Genomic DNA, 23,041 nt, shown 5'->3' with positions numbered 1-23,041 from the left:
TCAGGCTCCCTGGACCGCGGCCGGACGCTGTCGCTGTTCGGCGGGGATGGCGTTCCAGGCCGACTCGATCTCGCCCAGCAGTTCCAGCGATTCGCGCAGCGCGGCCGCGTCGTTGTGCAGGTTGGCCTCGATCAACCGGCCCTGCAGGTAGTCGTACAGCGCCGACAGGCTGCCGGCGATCTCGCCGCCGGCCTCGTGGTCCAGCGAACCGTTGAGATGGCCGATGATCGCGCAGACCTCGCCGATCGCCTTGCCCTTGCGGGCCAGATCGCCGTGCTCCACGCAGGCCTCCGCCAGCCGGATGCGATCGCAGGCGCCGGCCAGCAACAACGCGACCAGGCGGTGCGGATCGGCTTCCATCACGGCGCTGCTGATGCCCGTGTTGCGGTACTGCGCGGCGTAAGAATGGGCTGACATTCCTTCTATCTCCTGTCTCCCGCGGACTCCCCGCGGAGGTGGCCTTACTGGGAGGCCAGTGCAGCAAGCTGCTGCGAAAGGTACGAACTGGTGCTGTTCATCCGCGACATCATGTTGTCCAGCGCCACGAACTGCGCCTTGTAGCGATTGCCGACCGATTCCATGCGCGTATCCAGCGCCTTGCGCTGGTTGCCGATGTCCTTGAGCTGGGCATTGAGGCCGTCGGTGCGCCGGGTGAGCGAGCCTTCCTTGCCGATGTAGGTGCCCACGGTCGTCTGCAGCTTGGCCGCGAAACCGCTGTCGCCGGTGAAGGCGACGCGCACCTTTTCCGGATTGGACGTCATCAGCGCATCGAACTTGGCCGTGTCCAGGGTCAGGGTGCCGTCCGAGGACGGATAGCCCTTGGTCTGCAGGCCCAGGGTCTTGGCGTCCAGGCCCTGCTTGGCGAGTTCGCCGAGCAGGTCGCCCAGCACGCCGCGCATCTGGCCGGCGATGCCGCGCATCTGCGCGTCGCCGGTGAGCGCGGACGGGGTGTCGGTGCCGGCGTCGTACTGGGTGGAACTGTTGATCGCGGTGATCGCGCCGTTGTACGCGGTGACGAAGTCCTGCACCAGCTTGCGGCTGGCGGCCACGTCGGCGGACACGGTCACGGTGCTGGTGCCCTTGGCCTTCAGGTCCAGGGTCAGGCCCGGCACCGCGTCGGTGATCTTGTTGCTGCTGGCGGTCACGGTCAGGCCGTCGATCGACACCCGGGCGTCGGCGGCCGGGACCCGTTCGACCATGCTGTTGACCAGGTTCTGCAGATCCGCGCCGCCCTCGCTGAAGGCCAGCGAGATGCCGTTGGCGGCGCCGGTCTTGTCCGAGGCCACCGACAGGAACAGGCCGTCGTTGGACGTGATCACGCTGGCCTGCACGCCCTTGCTGCGCGCGGCGTCGTTGATCGCGCTGCGCACGTCGACCAGCTTGGCGCCTTCGGCGATGGTGATGTCGAGCGTCTCGCCGCCCACCGTCAGCGTCAGTTTGCCGGCGCCGAAGGTCTGCTCGGCGGTGACGGGCAGGTCGGCGGTCCACTTGTTGGCGCTGGCCAGGTCGAGCACCTGGATGGTGTAGTCGCCGCTGGGCGTGCCCTTGCCGGCGGTCGCGCCCAGCACGGTGTCGGTGCCGACCTTGCTGGTGCGACTGTCGAAGGCATCGGCGGCCTTGAGTGCCTTCAGCGCGGTTTCCAGGGTGCTGAAGGCCGAGCTGACCGTGCCCAGCGCGGAGACCTTGAACTTGGCGCTCGACTCGATGCGGTTGAGGCGGGCGTCGGCGGGCTTGCGGTCCGCTGCCACCAGTTTCTCCACCATGCCGGTGATGTCCAGGCCGGAGCCGACACCACCGTAACCGAGCGAGTAGTCTGCCATCGAGGATCTCCTGTCGTGCCCGTTCCGGAACGGGCGTCGGGACGAGCCTGGCATCCTTGATGGATGGCGGCGTCGCCCGTGTAGTGGTAACGGCCTCCGGAGGCCGATCTTTAGCCCGCATTTCTCCGTCTCCCGCCGCCGTGGCTTGAGCCCCGGTCGGCGAGAAATGCGGGACGACCGGCGTGATGCAGGATTTGTGCCAGTGAAGCCGGGATTGGGGATTCGGGATTGGGGATCAGTGCTTTTGCCAATCCCGAATCCCCAATCCCGAATCCCCAAAAAAGAAACCCCTCCCGTTTCCGGAAGGGGTTTGGGTACTGCCAAGACGGAGGGAGACGAATCCGTCCGTATGCGACAGGAAGCTGAAACAGTGGAGCGGACGAAACCGATCAGCGCAGCAGGCTGAGCACGTTCTGCGGCACCTGGTTGGCCTGGGCCAGCATGGCCGTGCCGGCCTGCTGCAGGATCTGGGTGCGGGTCAGTTCGGCGGTTTCCTTGGCGAAGTCCGTGTCGCGGATGCGGCTGCGCGAAGCGGCCAGGTTTTCCGAGCTGGTCTGCAGGTTGGCGACCACCGAGGTGAAGCGGTTCTGCACCGCACCCAGGTCGGCGCGCGCGCTGTTGACCGAGGTCAGGGCGGCATCGACGATTTCCAGCGCCTTCTGCGCGCCTTCGAACGTGGTGATGTCCAGGTCCTTGGCGAAGCTGGCGGTGGTGGTGGCCGCGGCGGTGGCATCGGCGATGCCGGTCAGGCCGATTTCGGTGGCGCCACCGGTGATGGTGCCGGCGGTGATGTCGAAGTCCTTGCCCGCCTTGACCGAGGTCATGATCACCTTGCCGGCGTCGGCGCCGGTGCCGACCGAGGCGGCCACGCCGGTCTCGCCCAGCTTGGCGTTCACGGCCGTGGCGATCGCCTGGGCGATGTCCGCGCCGGCCGCGCCGTTCTTCCACTCCACGTCGGCGATGGTCACGCCGTTGACCTGCATGCCCGCCAGCTTGCCGTCGGCGGTGGCCGCGGCGGCCGCGGTGGTGGCGGTCTGCTTGGCGGCGAACTTGACGTTGCCCAGCGCGTTGGCGCGGGCGTCGACCACCTTGTCGATGGCGATGGCCTGCGAGGCGTTGGCACCGACCTGGAACAGCTGGCTGGTGAACGAGCCGTCCAGCAGCTTGGTGCCGTTGAAATCGGCCTGCTTGGCGACGCGGTCGATTTCCGAGGTCAGCTGCTTGACTTCGGCGTTCAGCGCGGCGCGGTCGGATGACGAGTTGCTGGCGTTGGCCGACTGCACCGACAGCTCGCGGATGCGCTGCAGGTTGTTGCCGATTTCGGTCAGCGAGCCTTCGGCGACCTGGGCCAGCGAGATGCCGTCGTTGGCATTGCGCACGGCCACGTCCAGACCGCGGATCTGGGTGCTGAAGCGTTCGGAGATGGCCAGGCCGGCGGCGTCGTCCTTGGCGCTGTTGATGCGCAGGCCGGAAGACAGCCGCTGGATGGTGGTGGCCAGCGATGCGCCGCTGGTGCCGAGATTGCGCTGTGCGTTCAGCGAAATCGTGTTGGTGTTGATGACTTGTGCCATGAAAGATTTCCTTCAGTGTTGCGACCGGGGTGGTGCCTGGCCGGGGCGGACGGGGAAAGAGTCCGCCCCGGCTTTGTCTCCGTGATTAGCGGAGCAGGCTGAGAACGTTCTGCGGCACCTGGTTGGCCTGGGCCAGCATGGCCGTGCCGGCCTGCTGCAGGATCTGGGTGCGGGTCAGTTCGGCGGTTTCCTTGGCGAAGTCCGTGTCGCGGATGCGGCTGCGCGAAGCGGCCAGGTTTTCCGAGCTGGTCTGCAGGTTGGCGACCACCGAGGTGAAGCGGTTCTGCACCGCACCCAGGTCGGCGCGCGCGCTGTTCACCGCGGTCAGCGCCTTGTCGACGATTTCCAGCGCCTGCTGGGCACCCTTGAAGGTGGAGATGTCCAGGTTGCTGGCGTACTGGTTGGCCGGGGCCGCCGCCGCCGCCGTGGCGGTGAAGGTCGGCGCGGCGATGCCGGTCCAGGTGCCGACCGTGGCGGTGATGGCCTTGAAGCTGCCGTCGGCGTTGACGCTGTCCTTGACCGAGGTCAGATCGATGCCGGTGCCGGCGGCGTTGACTTCGGCGTACACACCGCTTTCGCCCATCTTGGCGTTGATGGCGGTCACCAGCGCCGCGCGCGCGGCCTTGCCGGTGGTGGCCGCGTCGGCGCCCTGCTTGACGTCGACGGTATCGATGGCGACGCCGTTGATGACCAGGCCGGTGACCTTGACGTCGCCGTTGGTGCCCGGATCCGCGGCGGCCAGCGCGTTCTTGTCGAACTTGGCGCCGCCCAGCGCGTTGGCCTTGGCGTCCACCACCTTGTCGATGGCGATGGCCTGCGAGGCATTGGCGCCGACCTGGAACAACTGGCTGGTGAACGAGCCGTCCAGCAGCTTGGTGCCGTTGAAATCGGCCTGCTTGGCGACGCGGTCGATTTCGGCGGTCAGCTGCTTGACTTCGGCGTTCAGCGCGGCGCGGTCGGACGACGAGTTGGTCGCGTTGGCCGACTGCACCGACAGCTCACGGATGCGCTGCAGGTTGTTGCCGATTTCGGTCAGCGAACCTTCCGCCACCTGGGCCAGCGAGATGCCGTCGTTGGCATTGCGCACGGCCACGTCCAGACCGCGGATCTGGGTGCTGAAGCGTTCGGAAATGGCCAGGCCGGCGGCGTCGTCCTTGGCGCTGTTGATGCGCAGGCCGGAAGACAGCCGCTGGATGGTGGTGGCCAGCGATGCACCGCTGGTGCCCAGGTTGCGCTGGGCATTCAGCGAGATCGTGTTGGTGTTGATCACTTGTGCCATGAGTTCGACTCCTTAGGCGTTCTCTGCACGGGGAACGAGTTTTCAACGATTCCCCGCCGTGCCATCGGGGACGCGAGGGTTAGCGTTGCAACAGGCTCAGTACGTTCTGCGGCACCTGGTTGGCCTGGGCCAGCATGGCCGTGCCGGCCTGCTGCAGGATCTGGGTGCGGGTCAGTTCGGCGGTTTCCTTGGCGAAGTCCGTGTCGCGGATACGGCTGCGCGAAGCGGCCAGGTTTTCCGAGCTGGTCTGCAGGTTGGCGACCACCGAGGTGAAGCGGTTCTGGATGGCGCCGAGGTCGGCGCGCGCGCCGTTCACCGCGGTCAGCGCCTTGTCGACGATTTCCAGCGCCTGCTGGGCGCCGGCGAAGGTGGTGATGTCCAGATCCTTGACGAAGCTGTTGGCAGCGGCGGTCATCGTGCCGCCGTTGGTGCTGGTCTCGGTCAGGCCCAGGTTGCCGGCGGTCGCCACGGTGGCACCGGTCACCGCCGGACCCGCGTAGGCGAGGGCGAAGGTCTGCCCGTCCTGGGTCGAGGTCAGGTTCAGCACGCCGGCCTTCACTTCGGCGTAGACGCCGGTTTCGCCCAGCTTGGCGTTGATCGCCGCGGCGGTGGCCTGGGTGATCGACTGGCCGGCCTTCACCTGGAAGGCGCCGATGTCGACCGTGGTGGCGGTGCCGCCCGAAGGAGTCACCGAGATCTGCAATTGCGAGTAGGTGGTGTCGGCGGTGGCCAGGTCTTCGTTGACCGCCGCAGTGCCGGCGTTGTCCAGCGCGGTGCCCTTGTAGACGTTGGCGAACTGCGCGCCGCCCAGGGTCTGCGAACGCGCGTCCACGACCTTGTCGATGGCAATCGCCTGGCCGGCGTTGGCGCCGACCTGGAACAGCTGGCTGGTGAACGAACCGTCCAGCAGCTTGGTGCCGTTGAAGTCGGCCTGCTTGGCGACGCGATCCACTTCCGCCGTCAGCTGCTTGACTTCGGCGTTCAGCGCGGCGCGGTCGGACGACGAGTTGCTGGCGTTGGCCGACTGCACGGCCAGTTCGCGGATGCGCTGCAGGTTGTTGCCGATTTCGCTCAGCGAACCCTCGGCGACCTGGGCCAGCGAGATGCCGTCGTTGGCATTGCGCACGGCCACGTCCAGACCGCGGATCTGGGTGCTGAAGCGTTCGGAAATGGCCAGTCCGGCGGCGTCGTCCTTGGCGCTGTTGATGCGCAGGCCGGAGGACAGCCGCTGGATGGTGGTGGCCAGTGAAGCGCCGCTGGTGCTCAGGTTGCGCTGAGCGTTCAACGACATCGTATTGGTGTTGATTACCTGTGCCATGGGTCGTCTCCTCTTATTTAGGTCCCGGCGTTGATGGAAAGAGGGTGCTGCCGGTTTGTTGGTTTGTTGGCTAGTCGCCCTCTGCTTGCGAAAGGGATAACGGCGCTGCCCGGAAAACCTTTAGGCCAGGGATGACGATTTCGTGCGGAAAATGCGCCGGTGCGGTACGCGGCGCGCGCCTTATTCGGCAGGGTGCGGCGGAACTTTAGGCCCCCGAAAAACCGTAGAGCGGAGCTCGCTCCGCTGCTCTTTCGCGACGTCGCCCGTTGCAGGGCCCCGCAGCCGAGCAAGCTCGGCTCTACAAGGCCGGCGTAGAGCGGAGCCCGCTCCGCTGCTCTTTCACGACGTCACCCGTTGCAAGGCCCCGCAGCCGAGCAAGCTCGGCTCTACAAGGCAGGCGTAGAGCGGAGCTTGCTCCGCTGCTCTTTTCACAACGACGCCCGTCGCAGGGCCCGCAGCCGAGCAAGCTCGGCTCTACAAGGCCGGCGTAGAGCGGAGCTTGCTCCGCTGCGCGAGCTCAAGGCGCAGGCGCCTTGCGCCAGGCGTCGTCCGGATCCTCAAGCAGCGAGAGATCCGGGAAGCGGTACTCGCAACCGATCAGCACGCGCTGTTGCAGGCCCGGGCGCTCCTCCGTGTACAGGACCAGGGCATGCAGGTCGTCCAGCGGACCGGACAATGGTGTCTCGCTGTCGGCAAGACTGGCTTCCAGGACGCGGGCGACGTCATCGGCGCTGCCGCCAACCACCATCAATACCCGGTTGGCGGTGATGACCACCGCATCGCTTTCATGGCCCCAGGCCCGCACCGGCGTCTCCAGCCGGTACAGATCCATCGGTGGGTCCGAATACTGCCGCTCGGTCTGCACGAAATCGTCGGGACGTTCCCGGCGCAGGCGTGGCAGCAGGCGGCCAATATCCGGACCGCTGCGGCAGGTGAGGGCATCGAACAGCGGATCGCCGGTTCCGTCGACCGAATCCTGCGCGGGCGCGTTCGTCGATGCCGGGGCGGCCGGCACGGACGAAGGCGCTATCGGCGGGACCGGACGCTGCTGAGCCTGCGCGGTTCCGATGCACGCCAGCAGCAACGCCACCGCGCAGCGTTTATTCGAGCTGCTCGTTCGCATGCCGGGCATCGAGGGCCTCCATGGCGTCGCGCGGCTTCAGCTTGCCGGCCTTCTCGAAAGCCGCCGCCGCCGCGTCCTCCTTCTTGTCGCCGTACAACAGCAGCAGCACGTTGGCGTGCTCGACGTGGGCGATGGGCGAGTCCGGGGTCAGCTTCAGCGCGGTCTTGATGTGCGATTCGGCCTCGGCGGCCTTGGCGCCATAGGTCAGGCCGCCGATCATGGCGCCGATCTTGTCGATGATCTCGGCGTGGTACAGCGCCAGCGCGGTATGCGCTTCGGCATGCTTGGGGGCCAGTTCGAGGGTGGCGTCCAGCGCTTCGCGCACCTTGCCGGCGATGCCCTGCTTGAGCGCCTTGACGATGCTCAAACCCTGGCTGTATCGCCCCAGCGCGAAGGCATGGCGGTAGTGGCTGTTGGCCTCGTCCGGCAATGCCTTGACCGCGACCTCGGCCAGCCTGGCGGCCTGTTCGAAGCGCTTGAGCTTCTCGTCCTCGTCATCGACCAGATAGGTCGCATGGATGCCCAGCGCCTTGACCGCGACCGAGGCGCCGAGCGGGCCGAGTGCCTGGCCGGCCTCGAAGGCGGCCTGGAAATCGCCCCGATGGAAGGCCCGCCAGGCTTCCTGCAGCGCGCTCGCCAGCGCGGCGGCGTCCTGGCCCTTGGAGGCCTTGCCGGCTGCGTCGATCAACGCCTGCGCACGCTTGCTGTCGGGGTAGGGCTCGGCATCGCCGGCGTGCAGCGCCGGCCAGGCCTTCTTCAAGGCGTCGCCCGCGTAGCTGAACGCCTTGGCGTCCAATGGAAACGGTGCCCATTTCGCCTGCTTGCCCGCCATGCCGACTCCCTCCCTTGATGGTTCGAATGAGCATGGCCGCAGCCCCTGCCGCTGACAAGCCCCGCGCCGCTAGTGTGTTTGCTCGATGCGGCGGCTTCAGCATCGAATCCGGAAGCCTGCCACCGTGGCCGGCGTCGAGGAGTCCCCCATGACTGCCAGGAACAGGACCACCCCGCGGGCCAAGGCCCCGGAACCGAATCTCCGCCATGTCTGGCTTGCCGGCCTCGGCGCGGTCGCGATCGCGCGCCGCCGCGGAGCCCAGCGCCTGACGGCGGCGAAGCAGGACATTGAACGCATCGCGCGGCAGGCACAGGCCACGCTGCGCGAGGTGCGGGCGCAGGGCGAGGCGGGCGTGGAGAAGTTCAGCGCCGATGTCGAGGCGCGCCTGGCGCCGGTGCTGGAAAAGCTGGGCCTGGCGTCCGCGCGTCCAGCCGCGAAGACCCGCCGCAAGAGTGCCACCGGCAAGCCGGCGCGGCCGGCGGCGCGCAAGCGCGCGGGCGCGGGCAAGGCCACGACCCGCAAGCGCGTCCGGGCCTGATTGCAGGGTAGAGCGGAGCTTGCTCCGCTGCGATGGCGTTTGCCTTCGCGGGCCTGCGCCTTCGCGGACGATGGCGCATCCGCCGTTCAACGGACAGGCACAGGCAGCGGAGCGAGCTCCGCTGCACGTCAGTCGACGTAGGCGGACGTCAGCGTATTCAGATGCACCCGCTCGGCATCGCGCAGGAACGGCGCCACCAGCATCATCACCTGCACGATGCCGTGGCGGATGGCGATCTGCTCGTCCTTGTCCCCGCGCGCGGCCGCGTAGTTCAACCAGAACGTGGCCACCACCAGGATGTTGGTCGCGGTGGCCGCCAGTTCCGCGGCCGAGGCGCGCATCACCCCGGCCTGGCCGAGTCCGCGCATCACCGCATGCGCGCTGTCATCGGCGCGCTTGAGCAGGCGGGCGAAGCGGATCCGCAGGCGACGGTTGCGGCTGAGGATCTCGACCAGATCCCGGTACAGGAAGCGGTAGTCCCAGATGCACTCGAACACCAGGTGCAATTGCAGCCAGATGTCCTCCAGCCCCGGCAGGCGGTCCACCGGCGCGGTGAGGGCGACATCCATCCGCTCCTCGTAGCGGGCGAACAGTTGTTCGATGATGTCGTCCTTGTTGCGGAAGTGGTAGTACAGGTTGCCGGGACTGATCTCCAGCTCGTCGGCGATATGGTTGGTGGTGACGTGCGGCTCGCCCTGCGCATTGAACATCGCGAGCGAGGCGTCGAGGATGCGCTGGCGGGTGTCGCGCGCCACGGTCTCAGGCGAGCAGCTTCTTCACCAGATCCACGTACTTCTTCTGCGCATCCTCCGACGCGGTGCCCTTGAGCTTGGCCCAGGCCTCGTACTTTGCGGTGCCGACGAAGTCGAAGAAACCGGGCTTGTCGCCCTTGACGTCGCCTTCCGCGCCCTGCTTGTAGAGCGCGTACAGGCGCAGCAGGGTTTCGTTGTCGGGTCGCTCGGCCAGGCCCTGGATATCGCGGGAAGCCTGTTCGAAAGCGGATTTCAGGTCGGACATGGATGACTACCTCCCAATAGTGGCGGCATCACACCACGCGGGACATGACGGGTCAATCGGGGCGGGATTGTGGAAGCCGGGAGGCTCTGGCAAGTTAGGCCGCAGGGCGGGCGGAGGGCCCGCCCGCCTACACGGGACGGTACTCATGAGCTACTTCGTCACCGGCGCCACCGGATTCATCGGCCGCTACCTGGTTTCCAACCTGCTCAAGCGCAGTGGCACGGTGTACGTGCTGGTACGCAAAGATTCGCAGAAGAAATTCGACGCCATCGCCAGGAAGTCCGGCTGGGATCCGAAGCGGGTGGTGGCGGTGGCGGGCGACATGACCAAACCGCGCTGCGGACTCACGCCCACCCAGTTGCGAAATCTGAACGGCAAGATCAAGCATTTCTTCCACCTGGCCGCGGTCTACGATCTGACCGCCAGCGTGGAGACGCAGCAGGCCGCCAACATCGACGGCACCCGCCATGCGCTGGACCTGGCCGCGGCGCTGAAGGTGCCGCTGTTCCACCACACCAGTTCGATCGCCGCCGCCGGCCTCTACCCGGGCATCTTCCGCGAGGACATGTTCGAGGAGGCCGAGGGCCTGGACGATCCTTACCTGCGCACCAAGCACGATTCCGAGGCGATGGTGCGCAGGGAAACCCGCTTCAAGTGGCGAATCTACCGCCCCGGCATGGTGGTCGGGCATTCGAAGACCGGCGAGATCGACAAGATCGACGGCCCGTACTACTTCTTCACCCTGATCAAGAAACTGCGCGAGCTGTTGCCGCAATGGGTGCCGGTGCTGGGCATCGAGGGTGGACGCATCAACATCGTGCCGGTGGATTTCGTCGCCGACGCGATGGATCACATCGCCCACAAGCCCAAGCTGGATGGCCACACCTTCCACCTGACCGACCCGGAGCCGATGCGGGTCGGCGAGGTGCTCAATACCTTCTGCCGCGCCGGCCACGCGCCGGAAATGACCATGCGGCTGGACGCGCGCATGTTCGCGTTCGTGCCCAGCGGCATCCGCGCGGCGGTCGGCAACCTGCCGCCGGTGCGCCGTTTCATCGGCATGCTGCTGCGCGACTTCAAGATCCCGAAGGAAGTCCTCAAGTTCATCACCTATCCGACCCGTTTCGACAGCCGCGAGACCGAGCGCGCGCTCAAGGGCACGAACATCGCGGTGCCGCGCCTGGACGGGTACGCCTGGCGCCTGTGGGACTACTGGGAACGGCACCTGGATCCGGACCTGTTCGTGGATCGCTCGCTCAAGGGCAAGGTGCGCAACAAGGTCGTGGTCATCACCGGCGGTTCTTCCGGCATCGGCCTGTCCACCGCGCAGCGGGTGGCCGAGGCCGGTGCGGTGACGGTGATCGTGGCGCGCGGCGAGGAGGAACTGTTCAAGGCCCGTGACGAGATGAAGGCCAAGGGCGGCAAGGTGTTCGCCTATACCGCGGACCTGGCGGACATGGCCGACTGCGATCGCCTGATCCGCCAGGTGCTGGACGAACATGGCCACGTCGACGTGCTGATCAACAACGCCGGCCGCTCCATCCGCCGCTCGATCGAGCTCAGCTACGACCGCTTCCACGATTTCGAGCGGACCATGCAGTTGAACTACTTCGGCAGCCTGCGCCTGATCATGGGCTTCCTGCCGAGCATGACCCACCGCCGCAAGGGCCACATCATCAACATCAGTTCGATCGGCGTGCTGGCCAATTCGCCGCGCTTCTCGGCCTATGTCGCCTCGAAGGCGGCGCTGGACGCGTTCAGCCGCTGCGCGCAGGGCGAGTTGTCGGGCAAGGGCATCAGCTTCACCACCATCAACATGCCGCTGGTGAAGACCCCGATGATCGCCCCGACCAAGATGTACGACAGCGTGCCGACGCTGACCCCGGAGGAAGCGGCGGATCTGGTGGTGAAGGGCATCATCGAGAAGCCCAGCCGCATCGCCACCCGCCTGGGCATCTTCGCCGCGCTGGTCAACGCGGTGGCGCCGAAGGCCTACGAGGTGATCATGAGCACGGCGTTCGAACTGTTCCCGGATTCGGCGGCGGCCAAGGGCGATCGGCAGGCGTTGAAGGAAGCCGCGCCGAGCCAGGAACAGATCGCCTTCGCGGCCCTGATGCGCGGCGTCCACTGGTAGAGCGGCGCTTGCTCCGCCGCGCCGGGACTCTCCTGGGATCCCGGCGGATCAGGACCGCCCGTGCATCACGCGGGAATGGGCGCGGAGAAAAAGCCGGGGCAGCGGAGCGAGCTCCGCTCTACGCGCCGTGGTCAGGCGCCCGTCCAGCCCGCGGGCAGCGCCTGCTGGTTGCGCATGTGCAGCGCCAGGGGTTCGATCCGGCTCCACAGGAACTCGCGCAGATCCGCATCCGCCACGGTTTCCTCCATGGCCTGGTGGAAACACGCGAGCCAGCCGCTGGCCTCGTCCATGCCGATCGCGAACGGCAGATGGCGGGCGCGCAGCATCGGCGCGCCCCGGCGTTCGGTGAACAAGGGCGGACCGCCCAGCCAGCCACTCAGGAACTCGAACAGCTTCTGCTCGCTGTCCGCCAGTTCCGGCGGATGGATCGCACGGACCGCGGCCGCTTCGGGCAGCGCGTCCATCAGGGCGTACATGCGCCGGGTCAGCTTGCGCACACCGGCTTCGCCGCCGATGCGCTGGTAAGGCGTCAGATCGTCTTGCATTGGCGCCAGCGTACCGGCTCCTTGCTGCCGGCAGGGGGATTGAGCTGCACGCGGACCGTGCGCAGCGCCGGGTAGAGCTCCACCTGCTGGCAGATCCGGGACCAGATCCCGGTCTCGTCGCCCTGGTAGTCCACCACCAGCGTCAGCCGGGTCTGCCACACGCCGCGAACCACGCCGGGCGTCCCCGACAGGGCGCGAGACACCGCCATCCGTTGCTCCTCGAGTTCCGCCTCGGTCGGTTCACGGTAAACCGCCACCGGGTTCGCGGCGGGCGCCGCGCTGGATGCGGGCGCGGGCACCGGCGTCGCGGGCGCGGCGGGGTCTTCGACCCCGAGTCCCGAATTGGCCAGCGCCGTCGCCACCAGCGCGCCCACCGCCACGCTGCCCAACCAGCCGATGGCGATGTGGCGTTTGGCGCGCGCGGCGGCGTGGCCGACGATCTGCTGGCGCAGGTCGGGTTCGACCAGTGGCGCCAGTTCGTCCCACAGGCGCGGGCCGTCCAGTACTTCGATGTTGTGGCTCTGGGCGGCGATGCGGCCTTCCTGTTCGAGTTGTCCCTCGGTGGCGAGGATGCCGCCGGCCGCATTGCCCAGGCGGACGCTGGAAGCCAGTTCCTCGACCGAAGCGGCGCCGATGCGATAGGCCGAGCCGTGCTTGCACGACAGCAGCCAGCGCTGTCCGCGCAGGGTGAGCGGAAAGATCCCGCGCGGGTCGCGGGTCTCGTCCGGACCCGCGGCGACCACGGCCATGCCGCGCCGTTCCAGCGCGGTCAGCACCAATCGGGAGAATTCGCGCCAGCGCAGGCCGGAAAGCGCATGCAGGCCCGCCGCGATTTCATCCTTGCGGCGGCGTACCCACCACAGATAAACGCTGACGGCCACACCGGTCAGCAGGGCAACGGCCAGTCCAGACAGCCAGAAGAGCATGAATACCGCGGGGGTTGTTCGAAGAGTCGGCGGATTCTAACCAAGCGGTGGGCAAACCGCTGTCAGGAAAACCAGTACACGGCCCGGGCCGCGCGAAGCGCGTGGGCGGTGGCGGGGTTCAGGAAGCCGGGCGGACGCCGGAAACAAGAAGGCCCGCCAGTCCGAAGCCGTAAGGGGAGGGGAGCATACGTACTTCGTGGGGACTGGCGGGCCCGGGACTGATTGTTGCGCGATCCATGCTGCCTTGCAACAAGAAATTCGACCGATTTCAGGTTGCACCGGCAGGGTGCGTTCAGTCCGCGTTTTTCTTCGTCGCGCGCTTCGCGCTGGTGCGTTTTGCGCCGGCGGTGGCGCGCTTGGCGGCCGTCGCCTTCTTCGTCGCGGCAGCCTTCTTCACGGCGGGCGCGGCCTTGCGGGCCGGCTTGCGCGCGGAGGGAACGCCACCGAGCCGACGCAGTTCCGCATTGAGCGCATCGACGCGATCGATCAACGCGCCGAGATCCTCGCGGCTGGGTACTTCCAGGCGGCGCAGGGCGCGCTGCACGCGGTCCTCGAACACCTTCTCCAGCCGATCCCAGGTGTCGGAAGCGCGCTCGCGGGCCTGGCCGACCGTGCTTTCGACCGCATCGCGGACCGCATCGACCCGTCCGCCCGCGAGCTTGCGGGTGGTCTGTTCCAGCGACAACCCTTCCTTGACCAGGGTTTCGAAAAGCTTGCTGCCTTCGGCCTGGGCGCGGCCGAACGCGCCGACGCCGGCCAGCCATACCTGCTGCGCCGATTCGCTGAGGTTCTTGGAAAGGCGTTGCGCCTGCGCCTGCAGGTTGTCCTGCTGGGCACCGGAGGCGGACTTCTTGCGGGCGGATTTCTTCAGGGTGGCCATGGGATTCCGTCGATGGAGGTGGGAACGTCCGCCAGAATCGGCGGCTGGTCTAGAGTTTTCACACCAGCGCGCGACCGTTTCTCAGGCGCGCGCGGCGCGGTGCTCGGCGATCCATTGATCCACGTCGTCCAGCGCACGCCGCAGCCGCGCGGTGGCGTCGGTCATGCGCGGCGCGATGTCGAGGCCGTCGAGGATGGACCGGTGCGGGTCGTCGATGATGTCGCGGCGCAGGCGGATGCCGTGCGCGGCCAGCATCGGTTGCAGCACCGGCGCGCGCCGGCGCAGATCGGCCAGGGTGTTGCGGTAGGCCAACTGGCAGACCCGGTGGCGCGAGGAAAAACTGAACAGATTGGTGAAGAACAGCTCGCTGTCGCCGGCGTTAGGCTCGAACACCAGCTGATCGATGTCCGGATATCGCAGCGGGTACTTTTCCAGGCCGATCTGCATGCGCGACTGCAGCAGCGTGCGCAGCGTCTGCGAGAGCACCGCCGGCAGGCCGCCGCTGGCCAGCCCGACCTGCTCGGCCTCGTCGGCCTGCGGGGCCGCGCGGGTGGCGTCGAACGGCACCAGCGGGTTGATGCCGATCATCAGGTCGATGTCGCGATCCAGCACGGTGGAGGCATGCATGGTCCGGCGCAGCGCGCCGTCCAGGAAATGGCGGCCGCGGATTTCCACCGGTGGATACAGGCCGGGCAGGGCCGCGCTGGCCTGCACCGCCTGCGAGATCGGCACGTCGTCCCAGCCGCGTTCGCCGAACCGGACCGCCTCGCCGGTATCCAGATCCACCGCCACCACGAACAGGTCCGCGCCGAGGGTACGGAAGTCGTTGCTGCGGCCCCGCCGGCTGAACACGTCGCGCAGGAAATCCTCCACCCCGGCGTTGTCGAACAGGCCGGTGGGCACCAATCCGCCGAAGCGCAGGATCAGATCCGACCAGCGCACCGCCTTGCCCGGGTTGCGCAGCAGCCGCTGCGCCCACTGCGCGTACAGACCGGGCAGGCTGGCCAGCCGGCGCAGGTACTCGTTGACGTTGGGGCGCAGGAACGTCTCGGGCCGGAATTCGGCGTCATCGCTGGTGCCGGTGATGAAGATCCGGCAGATCTCGGCGGTGCTCATCCGGTTGGCCAGGCCGGCGGCGAGGAAGGCGCCGGAACTCACCCCGACGTAGCAGTCCAGCCGGGTCAGGTCCAGGCCGTCGAGGGCTTCGTCCATCGCGCGCAGGGCGCCCAGTTCGTACATGCCGCCGATGGGACCGCCGCCGGCGATGGCCAGGCCGATCCGGCCGCCGTCGCCGCGCTTACGGGCACTGTGGATGGAGAGCATGCGGGTCCCGCACAGGAGGATGCGGCGAGTGTAGCCGACCGGCGCGACCGCTTGCGGGCGGCGGGATGGGCCCGGATCATCCGTTCATGGCCCGTCCTTCTTCCGTCGGCGAGCGGCTCGGCCGCCGCCTGGCCTGCCACCAGGCCCTGCATGATCCCCGCCGCGAGCCGCGCAATCGGCTGGCCTGGCTGCCCGAGCTCCGGCGCTGGCAGGCCGCGCGGCTGGAGCGCAGTTTCCGCCATTTCCTCGCCGACCCGCGCCGGCGGGGGGCGGCGATGTTCTTCCTCACCGATGTCTACGGCGACCAGGACTTCAGCCGCCGCGACGCCAGCGTCGCCAAGATCGTGCCGATGATGCAGCGGTTGTTGCCGGCGGCGGTGCTGGAGACGGTTGCCGACGCGATCGAACTGGGTGCACTGACCCACGCCCTGGACCTGCGCATGGCCGCGGCGCTGGAGACGCTCGCTCCGCGCCGCAAGCGGCTGGACGAGGCGCTGTACGCGCAGGCCTACCGCCAGGTCGGCCGGCCGCGCCTGCGCGCCCGCCAGATCGACTTGATCGCGCGGTTGGGCGTGGGCCTGGCGAAGGCGGTGAAGATGCCCGGGGTGCTGACCCTGCTCAAGCTATCGCGTGGCCCGGCCAAGGCGACCGGGCTGGGCGACCTGCAGGGTTTCCTGGAACGCGGCTTCGCCGCGTTCTCGGCGTTGGGAGACGGCAAGTCGTTCGTCCGCGACATCGAACAGGCCGAACGCGAAGTCTCGCGGCGGCTGTTCGCCGGCGATCCGGCGCCGTTCGGGTAATACCCTCCAAGTGTGGGAGCGACGTAAGTCGCGAAAGCGCGATTCACGACCGCGCGAAACGACCCAAGCTCGCGACTCACGTCGCTCCCACAGGGGCAGGGCTTGCCCGACTCAGGCGAACTTCTCGCCCAGCACGCGGCGGATCTCCGATTCGATCGGGCCCTTCATCGCCGACAGCAGGAAGCCCAGATCGGCGGTGACGTGAAGTTGGCTCGGCAGCAGCGCGATGTGGCCATCGACGCCGGAGCGGCGGAAATTCAGGGTATCGCCGTCCCAGCCGTAATCCATGTCGAAGCGCTCGGCGAGTTTGCGCGCCACGTCTTCCACTGCCTTCCTCGCCTGCGTCGGGGTCTTGCTGTGCTCGTGGACGATGTCGATGGTAGCCATGGCGTTCTCTCCGGATTGGCCGCCTATTGTCCGCAAGCCGTTCACATTCGCAAGCAGGGTGGATGCGATGCCTCGCGTGCGCTAGTCTGCCGCCGGTGGAACAACTGCGACTTCATTTCTCCAACCGCGCGCAACCGGATCGCCCGCTGTCGATGGGCGTGCACCGGATCGTGCGCGAAGCCTCCGGTCACGTCGGTGTCGGCGATCACCTCCAGGGCGCCCTGCTGGTGCGCATCTGCGTGGATCGCCGCGGCCTGTGGCTGCAGGTCCCCACCGGCATGCGGGGGGTGCACGTGAACGGACGCCCGGTCCAGCGGATGGCGCTGCTGCGCGCCGGCGACACCATCTACGTGGACAGCGTCGAACTGCTGTTGCAGGCATCGCACCTGCCGCCGGAACCTGCGTCCGAGCCGATGCCCGCCGCGCCGGATCCCCGCATCATCCTGCGTGGCGTGGGTGGCAAGTACCACGGCCGCAGCATCCCGCTGCTGCGCCCGGTGCTGGTCGGCCGCGCCCGCGAGGCGGCCATTCGGGTGGACGATCCGGTGTTCGCCGAGCGCCACGCGCACCTGGAAGTGCAGGGTGACCGGGTGCTGCTGCGGGATCTGGGATCGGCCGACGGCAGCCTGGTGAACGGGGTGGCGACGCGCGAGGCGCTGCTGGTGGCCGGCGATCAACTGGTGTTCGATCCCCAGCACCGATTCGTGGTGGAAGTGCCATGGACCCGCGCCGACGCGCCCTTGGGCGAAACCGAACGCGAGCCGATCGGGCCGGCGGAAACCGAAGCACCACCGCTCCGGCGCGCCGGTACCGTGCGGCGCTGGCCCTGGCTGCTGCTGGCGGCGTTGCTGCTGGCCGCCGCGCTCAGCGCGCTGCTGCTGTTCGGCTCCGGCTGAGGCGCTTGCCCAGCCGCCAGCCCAGCAGCAGCGCCAGGATGGCGGCGTAGAGCAGGGGCTCGCGGATGTCCGATTTCACCAGCCACCAGAAGTGCAGCACGGCCAGCACGCCGACCGCGTAGACGACCTTGTGCAACTGGCCCCAGCGGCGACCCAGCCGCCGGATCCAGCCCTGGGTGGACGTGATCGCCAGCGGGACCAGCAGCAGCCAGGCGGTGAAGCCCACGGTGATGTAGGGCCGCTTGGCGATTTCCTCGAAAATCTGCGTCCAGTAGCCCTGCAGGTCCAGGACCAGGTAGCAGGTCAGGTGCAGGGTGGCGTAGAAGAACGCGTACAGGCCCAGCATGCGCCGGAACCGGATCAGCACGGCCTGGCCGGTGAGTTGCCGCAGCGGCGTGATGGCCAGCGCGATCATCAGCATCCGCAGCGCCCACAGTCCGGTGCGATGTTCGACTTCGGCGACAGGATCGGCGCCGAGCGCGTCGCTGCCGGTGCTCAGCACCGACCAGAACTGCCATGCCAGGATCGCCAGCGGCGTCAGCGCCAGCGCGTGCACCAGCGTCTTGACCAGCCACAGACGGGAAGATGGCCTGGTCCGGTTCATGCCGCGGCGCCGTCGCCAGTCCGCCTGGCGTTCCTGGTCAATCGCATATCACTTCAATACCACTTCTTCAGATCCAGCCCCGCGTACATCGAGGCGACCTGCGGGCCGTAACCGTTGAACAGGCGGGTCGGGATGCGCTCGGCGAACACCCGGTTGGTGGTGCCGGCGATGCGGCGTTCGGTCTTCTGGCTCCAGCGCGGGTGATCGACGGCCGGATTGACGTTGGAGAAGAACCCGTACTCCGACGGCTGCAGTTCGTGCCAGGCGGTCTCGGGCATCTTCTCCACGAAGGTGATCGCCACGATCGACTTGATGCTCTTGAAGCCGTATTTCCACGGCACCACCAGCCGCAGCGGCGCGCCGTTCTGCTGCGGCAGTGGCTTGCCGTACAAGCCGGTGGCGAGCAGGGTCAGCGGGTGCATCGCCTCGTCGATGCGCAGGCCCTCCTTGTAGGGCCACTCGATCGAGCGGTAGCGGATGCCCGGCATCTGCACCGGGTCGGCCAGGGTGGTGAAGGCGACGTAGCGGGCCTTGGAGGTCGGCGCGAATTTCTTCAACACCGTGCCCAGCGGCACGCCCAGCCAGGGAATCACCATCGACCAGCCTTCCACGCAGCGCAGCCGGTAGACCCGCTCCTCCGGGCTCAGGCCCTTGACCAGATCCTCCAGCGCCAGCTTGCCCGGACGCTCGCATTCGCCGCCGACCACCACCGACCACGGCGAGGTGCGCAGGGTCTTGCGGGCGGTGGACGGGTCGGCCTTGCCGGTGCCGAACTCATAGAAGTTGTTGTAGGTGGTGACGTCCTCGTAGCGGGTCAGCGCCTCGTCGGTCCGGAAGCCCGAGCGGACCTGTTCGGGCGTCAGCGCGGTCCGGGGCGGCGGCGGCGGTTCGGCGTCGGCGCAGCCGGCCAGCGCCAGGGCGGGGGCGAACGCCATCGCGCGCAGCAGATCGCGGCGCTGGCGGTAGACCGCTTCATCGGTGATCTCGGAAGCGGGAATCCTGAGGGCATCCCGGAGGGACATGGGAAACTCCAAACGACAGTCGTGGACAGGAAAACAGAGGCGCCAATCGCCCGGAAGGTTTCGCCGGAATCCGCGTCGCGTCGCTCCGGCGGCATTCCGTTTATACGCCGGACAGCCTGCGCCGCGCGAAAAAAGACCGGACCGGACGGGAAAGGTTGCCCCTGCAACTGATGCACTGCGGCATACTACGGCTTCCCCGTTCAGGTGCCTTATGACGCGCGCGTTCAACTTCAGTGCCGGTCCCGCCACCCTTCCCGAACCGGTATTGCGGCAGGCGCAGGCCGAAATGCTGGAATGGAACGGTGTCGGCGCCTCCATCGTCGAAATCAGTCATCGCAGCGCGGACTTCATCGCGGTGGCCGCCCAGGCCGAAGCGGATCTGCGGACCCTGCTGTCCATCCCCGACGATTACGCCGTGCTGTTCCTGGCCGGCGGCGCCACCACCCAGCAGGCGCTGCTGCCGCTGAACTTCGCCGCTCCGGGGCAGGCTGTGGACTACGTGGTCAGCGGCCACTGGGGCAAGACCGCGGTCAAGCAAGCCAAGCCGTACGTGGCCGTCAACGTGGCCGCCGACGGCGAGCCGGGCGGGTTCCGCGACATTCCGACCCGCACCGACTGGCGGTTGAGCGACGACGCGGCCTATGTGCATATCACCGCCAACGAAACCATCCACGGCCTCGAGTTCCGCGACGTACCGGACGTGGGCGCAGCGCCGCTGTTCGCCGACTTCAGCTCGAATATCGCCTCCGAACCATTGGACGTTTCGAAGTTCGGGCTGATCTACGCCGGCGCGCAGAAGAACCTCGGCCCGGTCGGCATCTCGGTGGTCATCGTCCGCCGCGACCTGCTGGAACGCGCCGGCCAGCCACGCGCCGACATCTTCGACTACCGCTCGCACGCCGCGCGCGATTCGATGCTCAATACGCCGCCTACCTGGAACTGGTACCTGCTGGGCCTGACCGTGAAGTGGATGCTGGACGAAGGCGGTGTCGCCGAGTTCGCGCGCCGCAACGCGGCCAAGTCGGCGCTGATCTACCAGGCCATCGACGGCTCGGGCGGCTTCTACCGCAACGAGGTGGCGACCGCGGTGCGTTCGCGGATGAACATCCCGTTCTTCCTGCCGGACGAGGAACTGACCGCGCGCTTCGTCAGCGAGTCGAAGCAGGCCGGCCTGCTGGCGCTGAAGGGCCACAAGGCGGTCGGTGGCATCCGCGCTTCGCTGTACAACGCCATGCCGCTGGCCGGCGCGCAGGCGCTGGCGGATTTCATGCGCGACTTCCAGCAGCGCAATGGTTGAACGATTTCACTGTGGGAGCGACGTCAGTCGCGACTACACGGTTTCCGGTCGCGACTGACGTCGCTCCCACAAGAAGCATCAGAGAACAGACACATGGCCGCAAAGCCCAGGAAAACCGCCGGCAAGACCACCAAGCCGCCCGCTCGCGGCAAGGCCGCCGTATCCGCTGCCGCCGCACCGGTGCTGGCCGACGTGCGCGCCAAGATCGACGGCATCGACCGCGAGATCCAGGAACTGATCGCCGAGCGCGCGCGCTTCGCCCACCAGGTCGGCAAGGCCAAGGGCAAGCTGGCCGCGGCGGTGGACTACTACCGCCCCGAGCGCGAGGCGCAGGTGCTGCGGATGGTGGTGGACCGCAACGAGGGTCCGCTCAGCGACGAAGTGCTGGTGCACGTGTTCCGCGAAATCATGTCCGCCTGCCTTGCCCAGCAGGAGCCGTTGAAGATCGGCTTCCTCGGACCGGAAGGCACCTTCAGCCAGCAGGCCGTGCTCAAGCACTTCGGCCGTTCGGCGCATGGCCTGCCGCTGGCGAGCATCGAGGAAGTGTTCCAGGAAGTGGAAAGCGGCAACGCCGATTTCGGCGTGGTGCCGGTGGAGAACTCGGGGCAGGGCACCATCCAGGTCACCCTGGACATGTTCCTTACCTCCAACCTGAAGATCTGCGGCGAAGTCGAGCTGCGCGTGCACCAGTTCCTGCTCTCGCGCACCGGCCGCATCGACGACATCGAGCGCATCTACGGCCACCCGCAATCCTTCGCCCAGACCGCCGGCTGGCTGCGCGCCAACCTGCCCAAGGTCGAGAAGATTCCGGTGTCCAGCAACGCCGAGGGCGCGCGCCGTGCGCGCAACTCCGATGACGCCGCCTGTATCGCCGGCGAGAGCGCCGGCCATGTCTACGGCCTCAAGAAAGTGGTGATGAGCCCGATCCAGGACGACAAGGACAACACCACCCGCTTCCTGGTCATCGGCCGCAGCATCTTCCCGCCGTCGGGCCACGACCGCACTTCGGTGCTGGTCTTCATCCATGACAAGCCCGGCGCGCTGTTCGACGTGCTCAGCCCGTTCGCGCGCCACGGCATCAGCATGAACCGGATCGAATCGCGGCCCTCGCACCACGCCAAGTGGGAATATGGCTTCTTCATCGATCTGGCCGGCCATGTCGACGACGAAGGCATGAAGCAGGCCCTGGCCGAACTCGAGGCGCACTCCGCCCAGATCAAGATCCTCGGCTCCTACCCGGTGGCGGTGCCTTGAGGGCCGGGATTCGGGAGTCGGGATTCGGGATTCGTTGAAAGCGAACTCCGACCGGCTCTCCGCTCCCCACCGAATCCCCAATCCCGAATCACGAATCCCCCAATGAACGACTGGATTGCATCCCCCGGACAGCCGCTGCGCGGCGAGCTGACCATTCCCGGCGACAAGTCGGTGTCGCATCGCGCGGTGATGTTCGCCGCGCTGGCCGATGGCGTCTCGCAGATCGATGGCTTCCTGGAGGGCGAGGACACCCGCGCCACCGCCGCGATTTTCCAGAAACTCGGCGTGCGCATCGAAACCCCTTCGCCATCGCGCCGCATCGTGCATGGTGTCGGCGTGGACGGGCTGAAGGCGGCGGCCGGCGAACTCGATTGCGGCAATGCCGGCACCGGCATGCGCCTGCTGGCCGGCCTGCTGGCGGCGCAGCCGTTCGACAGCGTGCTGGTCGGCGACGAATCGTTGTCGCGCCGGCCGATGCGGCGCATCACCGGACCGCTGGCGCGCATGGGCGCGCGCATCGACACCGAAGAGGGCGGCCTGCCGCCGCTGCGCATCCACGGTGGCCAGCCGCTGCAGGGCATCGACTACACCCTGGAAGTCGCCAGCGCGCAGGTGAAGTCGGCGGTGCTGCTGGCCGGCCTGTACGCGCAGGGCGAGACCATCGTCCACGAACCGCACCCCACCCGCGATTACACCGAGCGCATGCTGGCCGCGTTCGGCGCCGACATCGAATTCTCGCCCGGCCACGCGCGCCTGCGCGGCGGCCAGCGCCTGCGCGCGACCGATGTGGTGGTGCCGGCGGACTTTTCGTCCTCGGCGTTCTTCCTGGTCGCCGCCAGCATCGTGCCCGGTTCGGAACTGCGCCTGCGCGCGGTCGGACTCAATCCGCGCCGGACCGGCCTGTTGACCGCGCTGCGTCTGATGGGCGCGGACATCCGCGAGGAAAACCGGGCGGAGCAGGGCGGTGAACCGGTCGCCGATCTGGTCGTGCGATACGCGCCGCTGCGCGGTATCGAAGTGCCCGAGGCGCTGGTGCCGGACATGATCGACGAGTTCCCCGCGCTGTTCGTCGCCGCGGCTTGCGCCGAAGGCCCGACCGTGGTGCGTGGCGCCGCCGAACTGCGGGTCAAGGAATCCGATCGGCTTGCGACGATGGCCGCGGGCCTGCGCACGCTGGGCCTGCAGGTGGACGAAACTCCCGATGGCGGCACCATCCATCCGGGCACCCTGCAGGGCGGCCACATCGACAGCCACGGCGATCACCGCATCGCGATGTCGTTCGCGGTCGCCGGCCAGCGCAGCGGCGGCGAAGTGCGGGTCGGCGACATCGCCAACGTCGCCACCTCGTTCCCCGGCTTCGACACCCTGGCGACCGGTGCCGGCTTCGCCTTGCGACCTGCGTGAGCGAACTCCTGGCCTGTGGGAGCGACGTCGTCGGTCGCGATTGAAATCATCCCGAGCCTGACGGACGACGG

Annotated in this window: 23 protein-coding genes; 7 read left to right on the top strand and 16 right to left on the bottom strand. The window is 67.8% G+C overall.

Annotated elements, in window-relative coordinates; all coding sequences use genetic code 11:
- The 7 genes from fliS to FHW78_RS01700 all read right to left on the bottom strand — a co-directional run bounded on the left by fliS (position 1) and on the right by FHW78_RS01700 (position 7,943).
- Positions 1-417: a flagellar export chaperone FliS gene (gene fliS, locus FHW78_RS01730; RefSeq protein ID WP_183636916.1), complete on the bottom strand. Its 417-nt coding sequence runs from the start codon at positions 415-417 to the stop codon at positions 1-3.
- 44 nt (positions 418-461) lie between these two features.
- The gene (gene fliD / locus FHW78_RS01725; protein ID WP_183636913.1) at positions 462-1,820 is read right to left on the bottom strand and encodes a flagellar filament capping protein FliD; all 1,359 of its coding nucleotides are present in this window, start codon (positions 1,818-1,820) and stop codon (positions 462-464) included.
- Positions 1,821-2,209: 389 nt separating this feature from the next.
- Positions 2,210-3,391 (bottom strand): flagellin, encoded by a 1,182-nt coding sequence (locus FHW78_RS01720; protein WP_183636910.1) that lies wholly within the window; start codon positions 3,389-3,391, stop codon positions 2,210-2,212.
- 85 nt (positions 3,392-3,476) lie between these two features.
- Complete coding sequence (locus FHW78_RS01715; RefSeq protein WP_183636907.1) at positions 3,477-4,670, bottom strand: flagellin; 1,194 nt, start codon at positions 4,668-4,670, stop codon at positions 3,477-3,479.
- A 79-nt stretch (positions 4,671-4,749) separates the two neighbouring features.
- The gene (locus FHW78_RS01710) at positions 4,750-5,988 is read right to left on the bottom strand and encodes a flagellin (protein WP_183636904.1); all 1,239 of its coding nucleotides are present in this window, start codon (positions 5,986-5,988) and stop codon (positions 4,750-4,752) included.
- A 517-nt stretch (positions 5,989-6,505) separates the two neighbouring features.
- A complete protein-coding gene (locus tag FHW78_RS01705; RefSeq protein WP_183636901.1) occupies positions 6,506-7,111 on the bottom strand; it encodes a hypothetical protein in 606 nt (201 codons plus the stop codon).
- The gene (locus FHW78_RS01700) at positions 7,089-7,943 is read right to left on the bottom strand and encodes a hypothetical protein (RefSeq protein ID WP_183636898.1); all 855 of its coding nucleotides are present in this window, start codon (positions 7,941-7,943) and stop codon (positions 7,089-7,091) included. Before FHW78_RS01700 ends, FHW78_RS01705 begins: the two co-directional genes overlap by 23 nt.
- A gap of 148 nt (positions 7,944-8,091) precedes the next feature.
- Between FHW78_RS01700 and FHW78_RS01695 the strand changes: the two genes are divergently transcribed.
- Positions 8,092-8,481: a hypothetical protein gene (locus FHW78_RS01695; protein ID WP_183636895.1), complete on the top strand. Its 390-nt coding sequence runs from the start codon at positions 8,092-8,094 to the stop codon at positions 8,479-8,481.
- Positions 8,482-8,609: 128 nt separating this feature from the next.
- On the opposite strand, the gene FHW78_RS01690 is transcribed toward FHW78_RS01695, so the two are convergent.
- Both FHW78_RS01690 and FHW78_RS01685 read right to left on the bottom strand, forming a co-directional pair.
- On the bottom strand, positions 8,610-9,236 hold the full coding sequence (locus FHW78_RS01690; RefSeq protein WP_183636892.1) for a TetR/AcrR family transcriptional regulator: 627 nt from the start codon (positions 9,234-9,236) through the stop codon (positions 8,610-8,612).
- Between the two features lie 4 nt (positions 9,237-9,240).
- Positions 9,241-9,498, bottom strand: a complete 258-nt coding sequence (locus FHW78_RS01685; RefSeq protein ID WP_183636889.1) for an acyl-CoA-binding protein — start codon at positions 9,496-9,498, stop codon at positions 9,241-9,243.
- 145 nt (positions 9,499-9,643) lie between these two features.
- On the opposite strand from FHW78_RS01685, the gene FHW78_RS01680 reads away from it, so the two are divergent.
- Positions 9,644-11,632 carry an SDR family oxidoreductase gene (locus FHW78_RS01680; protein WP_183636887.1) on the top strand — a complete coding sequence of 663 codons (1,989 nt, stop codon included), beginning with the start codon at positions 9,644-9,646 and terminating at the stop codon, positions 11,630-11,632.
- Positions 11,633-11,763: 131 nt separating this feature from the next.
- Here the strand turns inward: FHW78_RS01680 and FHW78_RS01675 are convergent, their stop codons facing one another.
- From FHW78_RS01675 to FHW78_RS01660, 4 genes are all read right to left on the bottom strand, one after another.
- Positions 11,764-12,177, bottom strand: coding sequence for a group II truncated hemoglobin (locus FHW78_RS01675; RefSeq protein ID WP_183636885.1), 414 nt, complete (start codon positions 12,175-12,177; stop codon positions 11,764-11,766).
- Positions 12,162-13,103: a restriction endonuclease gene (locus FHW78_RS01670; RefSeq protein WP_183636883.1), complete on the bottom strand. Its 942-nt coding sequence runs from the start codon at positions 13,101-13,103 to the stop codon at positions 12,162-12,164. The genes FHW78_RS01675 and FHW78_RS01670 overlap by 16 nt, the downstream gene beginning before the upstream one ends.
- 292 nt (positions 13,104-13,395) lie before the next feature.
- A complete protein-coding gene (locus tag FHW78_RS01665; protein WP_183636880.1) occupies positions 13,396-13,983 on the bottom strand; it encodes a phasin family protein in 588 nt (195 codons plus the stop codon).
- A gap of 81 nt (positions 13,984-14,064) precedes the next feature.
- On the bottom strand, positions 14,065-15,306 hold the full coding sequence (locus FHW78_RS01660; RefSeq protein WP_183636877.1) for a patatin-like phospholipase family protein: 1,242 nt from the start codon (positions 15,304-15,306) through the stop codon (positions 14,065-14,067).
- An 86-nt stretch (positions 15,307-15,392) separates the two neighbouring features.
- On the opposite strand from FHW78_RS01660, the gene FHW78_RS01655 reads away from it, so the two are divergent.
- Positions 15,393-16,106 (top strand): hypothetical protein, encoded by a 714-nt coding sequence (locus tag FHW78_RS01655; protein ID WP_183636875.1) that lies wholly within the window; start codon positions 15,393-15,395, stop codon positions 16,104-16,106.
- A 111-nt stretch (positions 16,107-16,217) separates the two neighbouring features.
- Here the strand turns inward: FHW78_RS01655 and FHW78_RS01650 are convergent, their stop codons facing one another.
- The gene (locus FHW78_RS01650; RefSeq protein WP_183636873.1) at positions 16,218-16,493 is read right to left on the bottom strand and encodes a polyhydroxyalkanoic acid system family protein; all 276 of its coding nucleotides are present in this window, start codon (positions 16,491-16,493) and stop codon (positions 16,218-16,220) included.
- A 95-nt stretch (positions 16,494-16,588) separates the two neighbouring features.
- Here FHW78_RS01650 and FHW78_RS01645 point away from each other — a divergent pair, with 95 nt between their 5' ends.
- On the top strand, positions 16,589-17,389 hold the full coding sequence (locus FHW78_RS01645) for an FHA domain-containing protein (protein ID WP_183641066.1): 801 nt from the start codon (positions 16,589-16,591) through the stop codon (positions 17,387-17,389).
- Here the strand turns inward: FHW78_RS01645 and msrQ are convergent.
- Together msrQ and msrP are read right to left on the bottom strand one after the other, a co-directional pair.
- Positions 17,358-17,993, bottom strand: a complete 636-nt coding sequence (gene msrQ / locus FHW78_RS01640; RefSeq protein ID WP_183636871.1) for a protein-methionine-sulfoxide reductase heme-binding subunit MsrQ — start codon at positions 17,991-17,993, stop codon at positions 17,358-17,360. The two genes, FHW78_RS01645 and msrQ, sit on opposite strands and share 32 nt — an antisense overlap.
- Before the next feature lie 53 nt (positions 17,994-18,046).
- A complete protein-coding gene (gene msrP / locus FHW78_RS01635) occupies positions 18,047-19,015 on the bottom strand; it encodes a protein-methionine-sulfoxide reductase catalytic subunit MsrP (protein WP_183636869.1) in 969 nt (322 codons plus the stop codon).
- 211 nt (positions 19,016-19,226) lie between these two features.
- On the opposite strand from msrP, the gene serC reads away from it, so the two are divergent.
- The 3 genes from serC to aroA all read left to right on the top strand — a co-directional run bounded on the left by serC (position 19,227) and on the right by aroA (position 22,970).
- Positions 19,227-20,312 (top strand): phosphoserine transaminase, encoded by a 1,086-nt coding sequence (gene serC, locus FHW78_RS01630; protein ID WP_183636867.1) that lies wholly within the window; start codon positions 19,227-19,229, stop codon positions 20,310-20,312.
- 93 nt (positions 20,313-20,405) lie between these two features.
- Positions 20,406-21,566 carry a prephenate dehydratase gene (gene pheA, locus FHW78_RS01625; RefSeq protein ID WP_183636865.1) on the top strand — a complete coding sequence of 387 codons (1,161 nt, stop codon included), beginning with the start codon at positions 20,406-20,408 and terminating at the stop codon, positions 21,564-21,566.
- Positions 21,567-21,668: 102 nt separating this feature from the next.
- Complete coding sequence (gene aroA / locus FHW78_RS01620) at positions 21,669-22,970, top strand: 3-phosphoshikimate 1-carboxyvinyltransferase (RefSeq protein WP_183636862.1); 1,302 nt, start codon at positions 21,669-21,671, stop codon at positions 22,968-22,970.
- Positions 22,971-23,041: the final 71 nt, after the last annotated feature.

The sequence above is a fragment of the Pseudoxanthomonas sp. OG2 genome, from assembly GCF_014192765.1.
GTDB classification, from domain to species: domain Bacteria; phylum Pseudomonadota; class Gammaproteobacteria; order Xanthomonadales; family Xanthomonadaceae; genus Pseudoxanthomonas_A; species Pseudoxanthomonas_A beigongshangi.
Note: the sequence above shows the minus strand (reverse complement) of the source record. Positions and strands in the feature narration are given on the sequence as shown.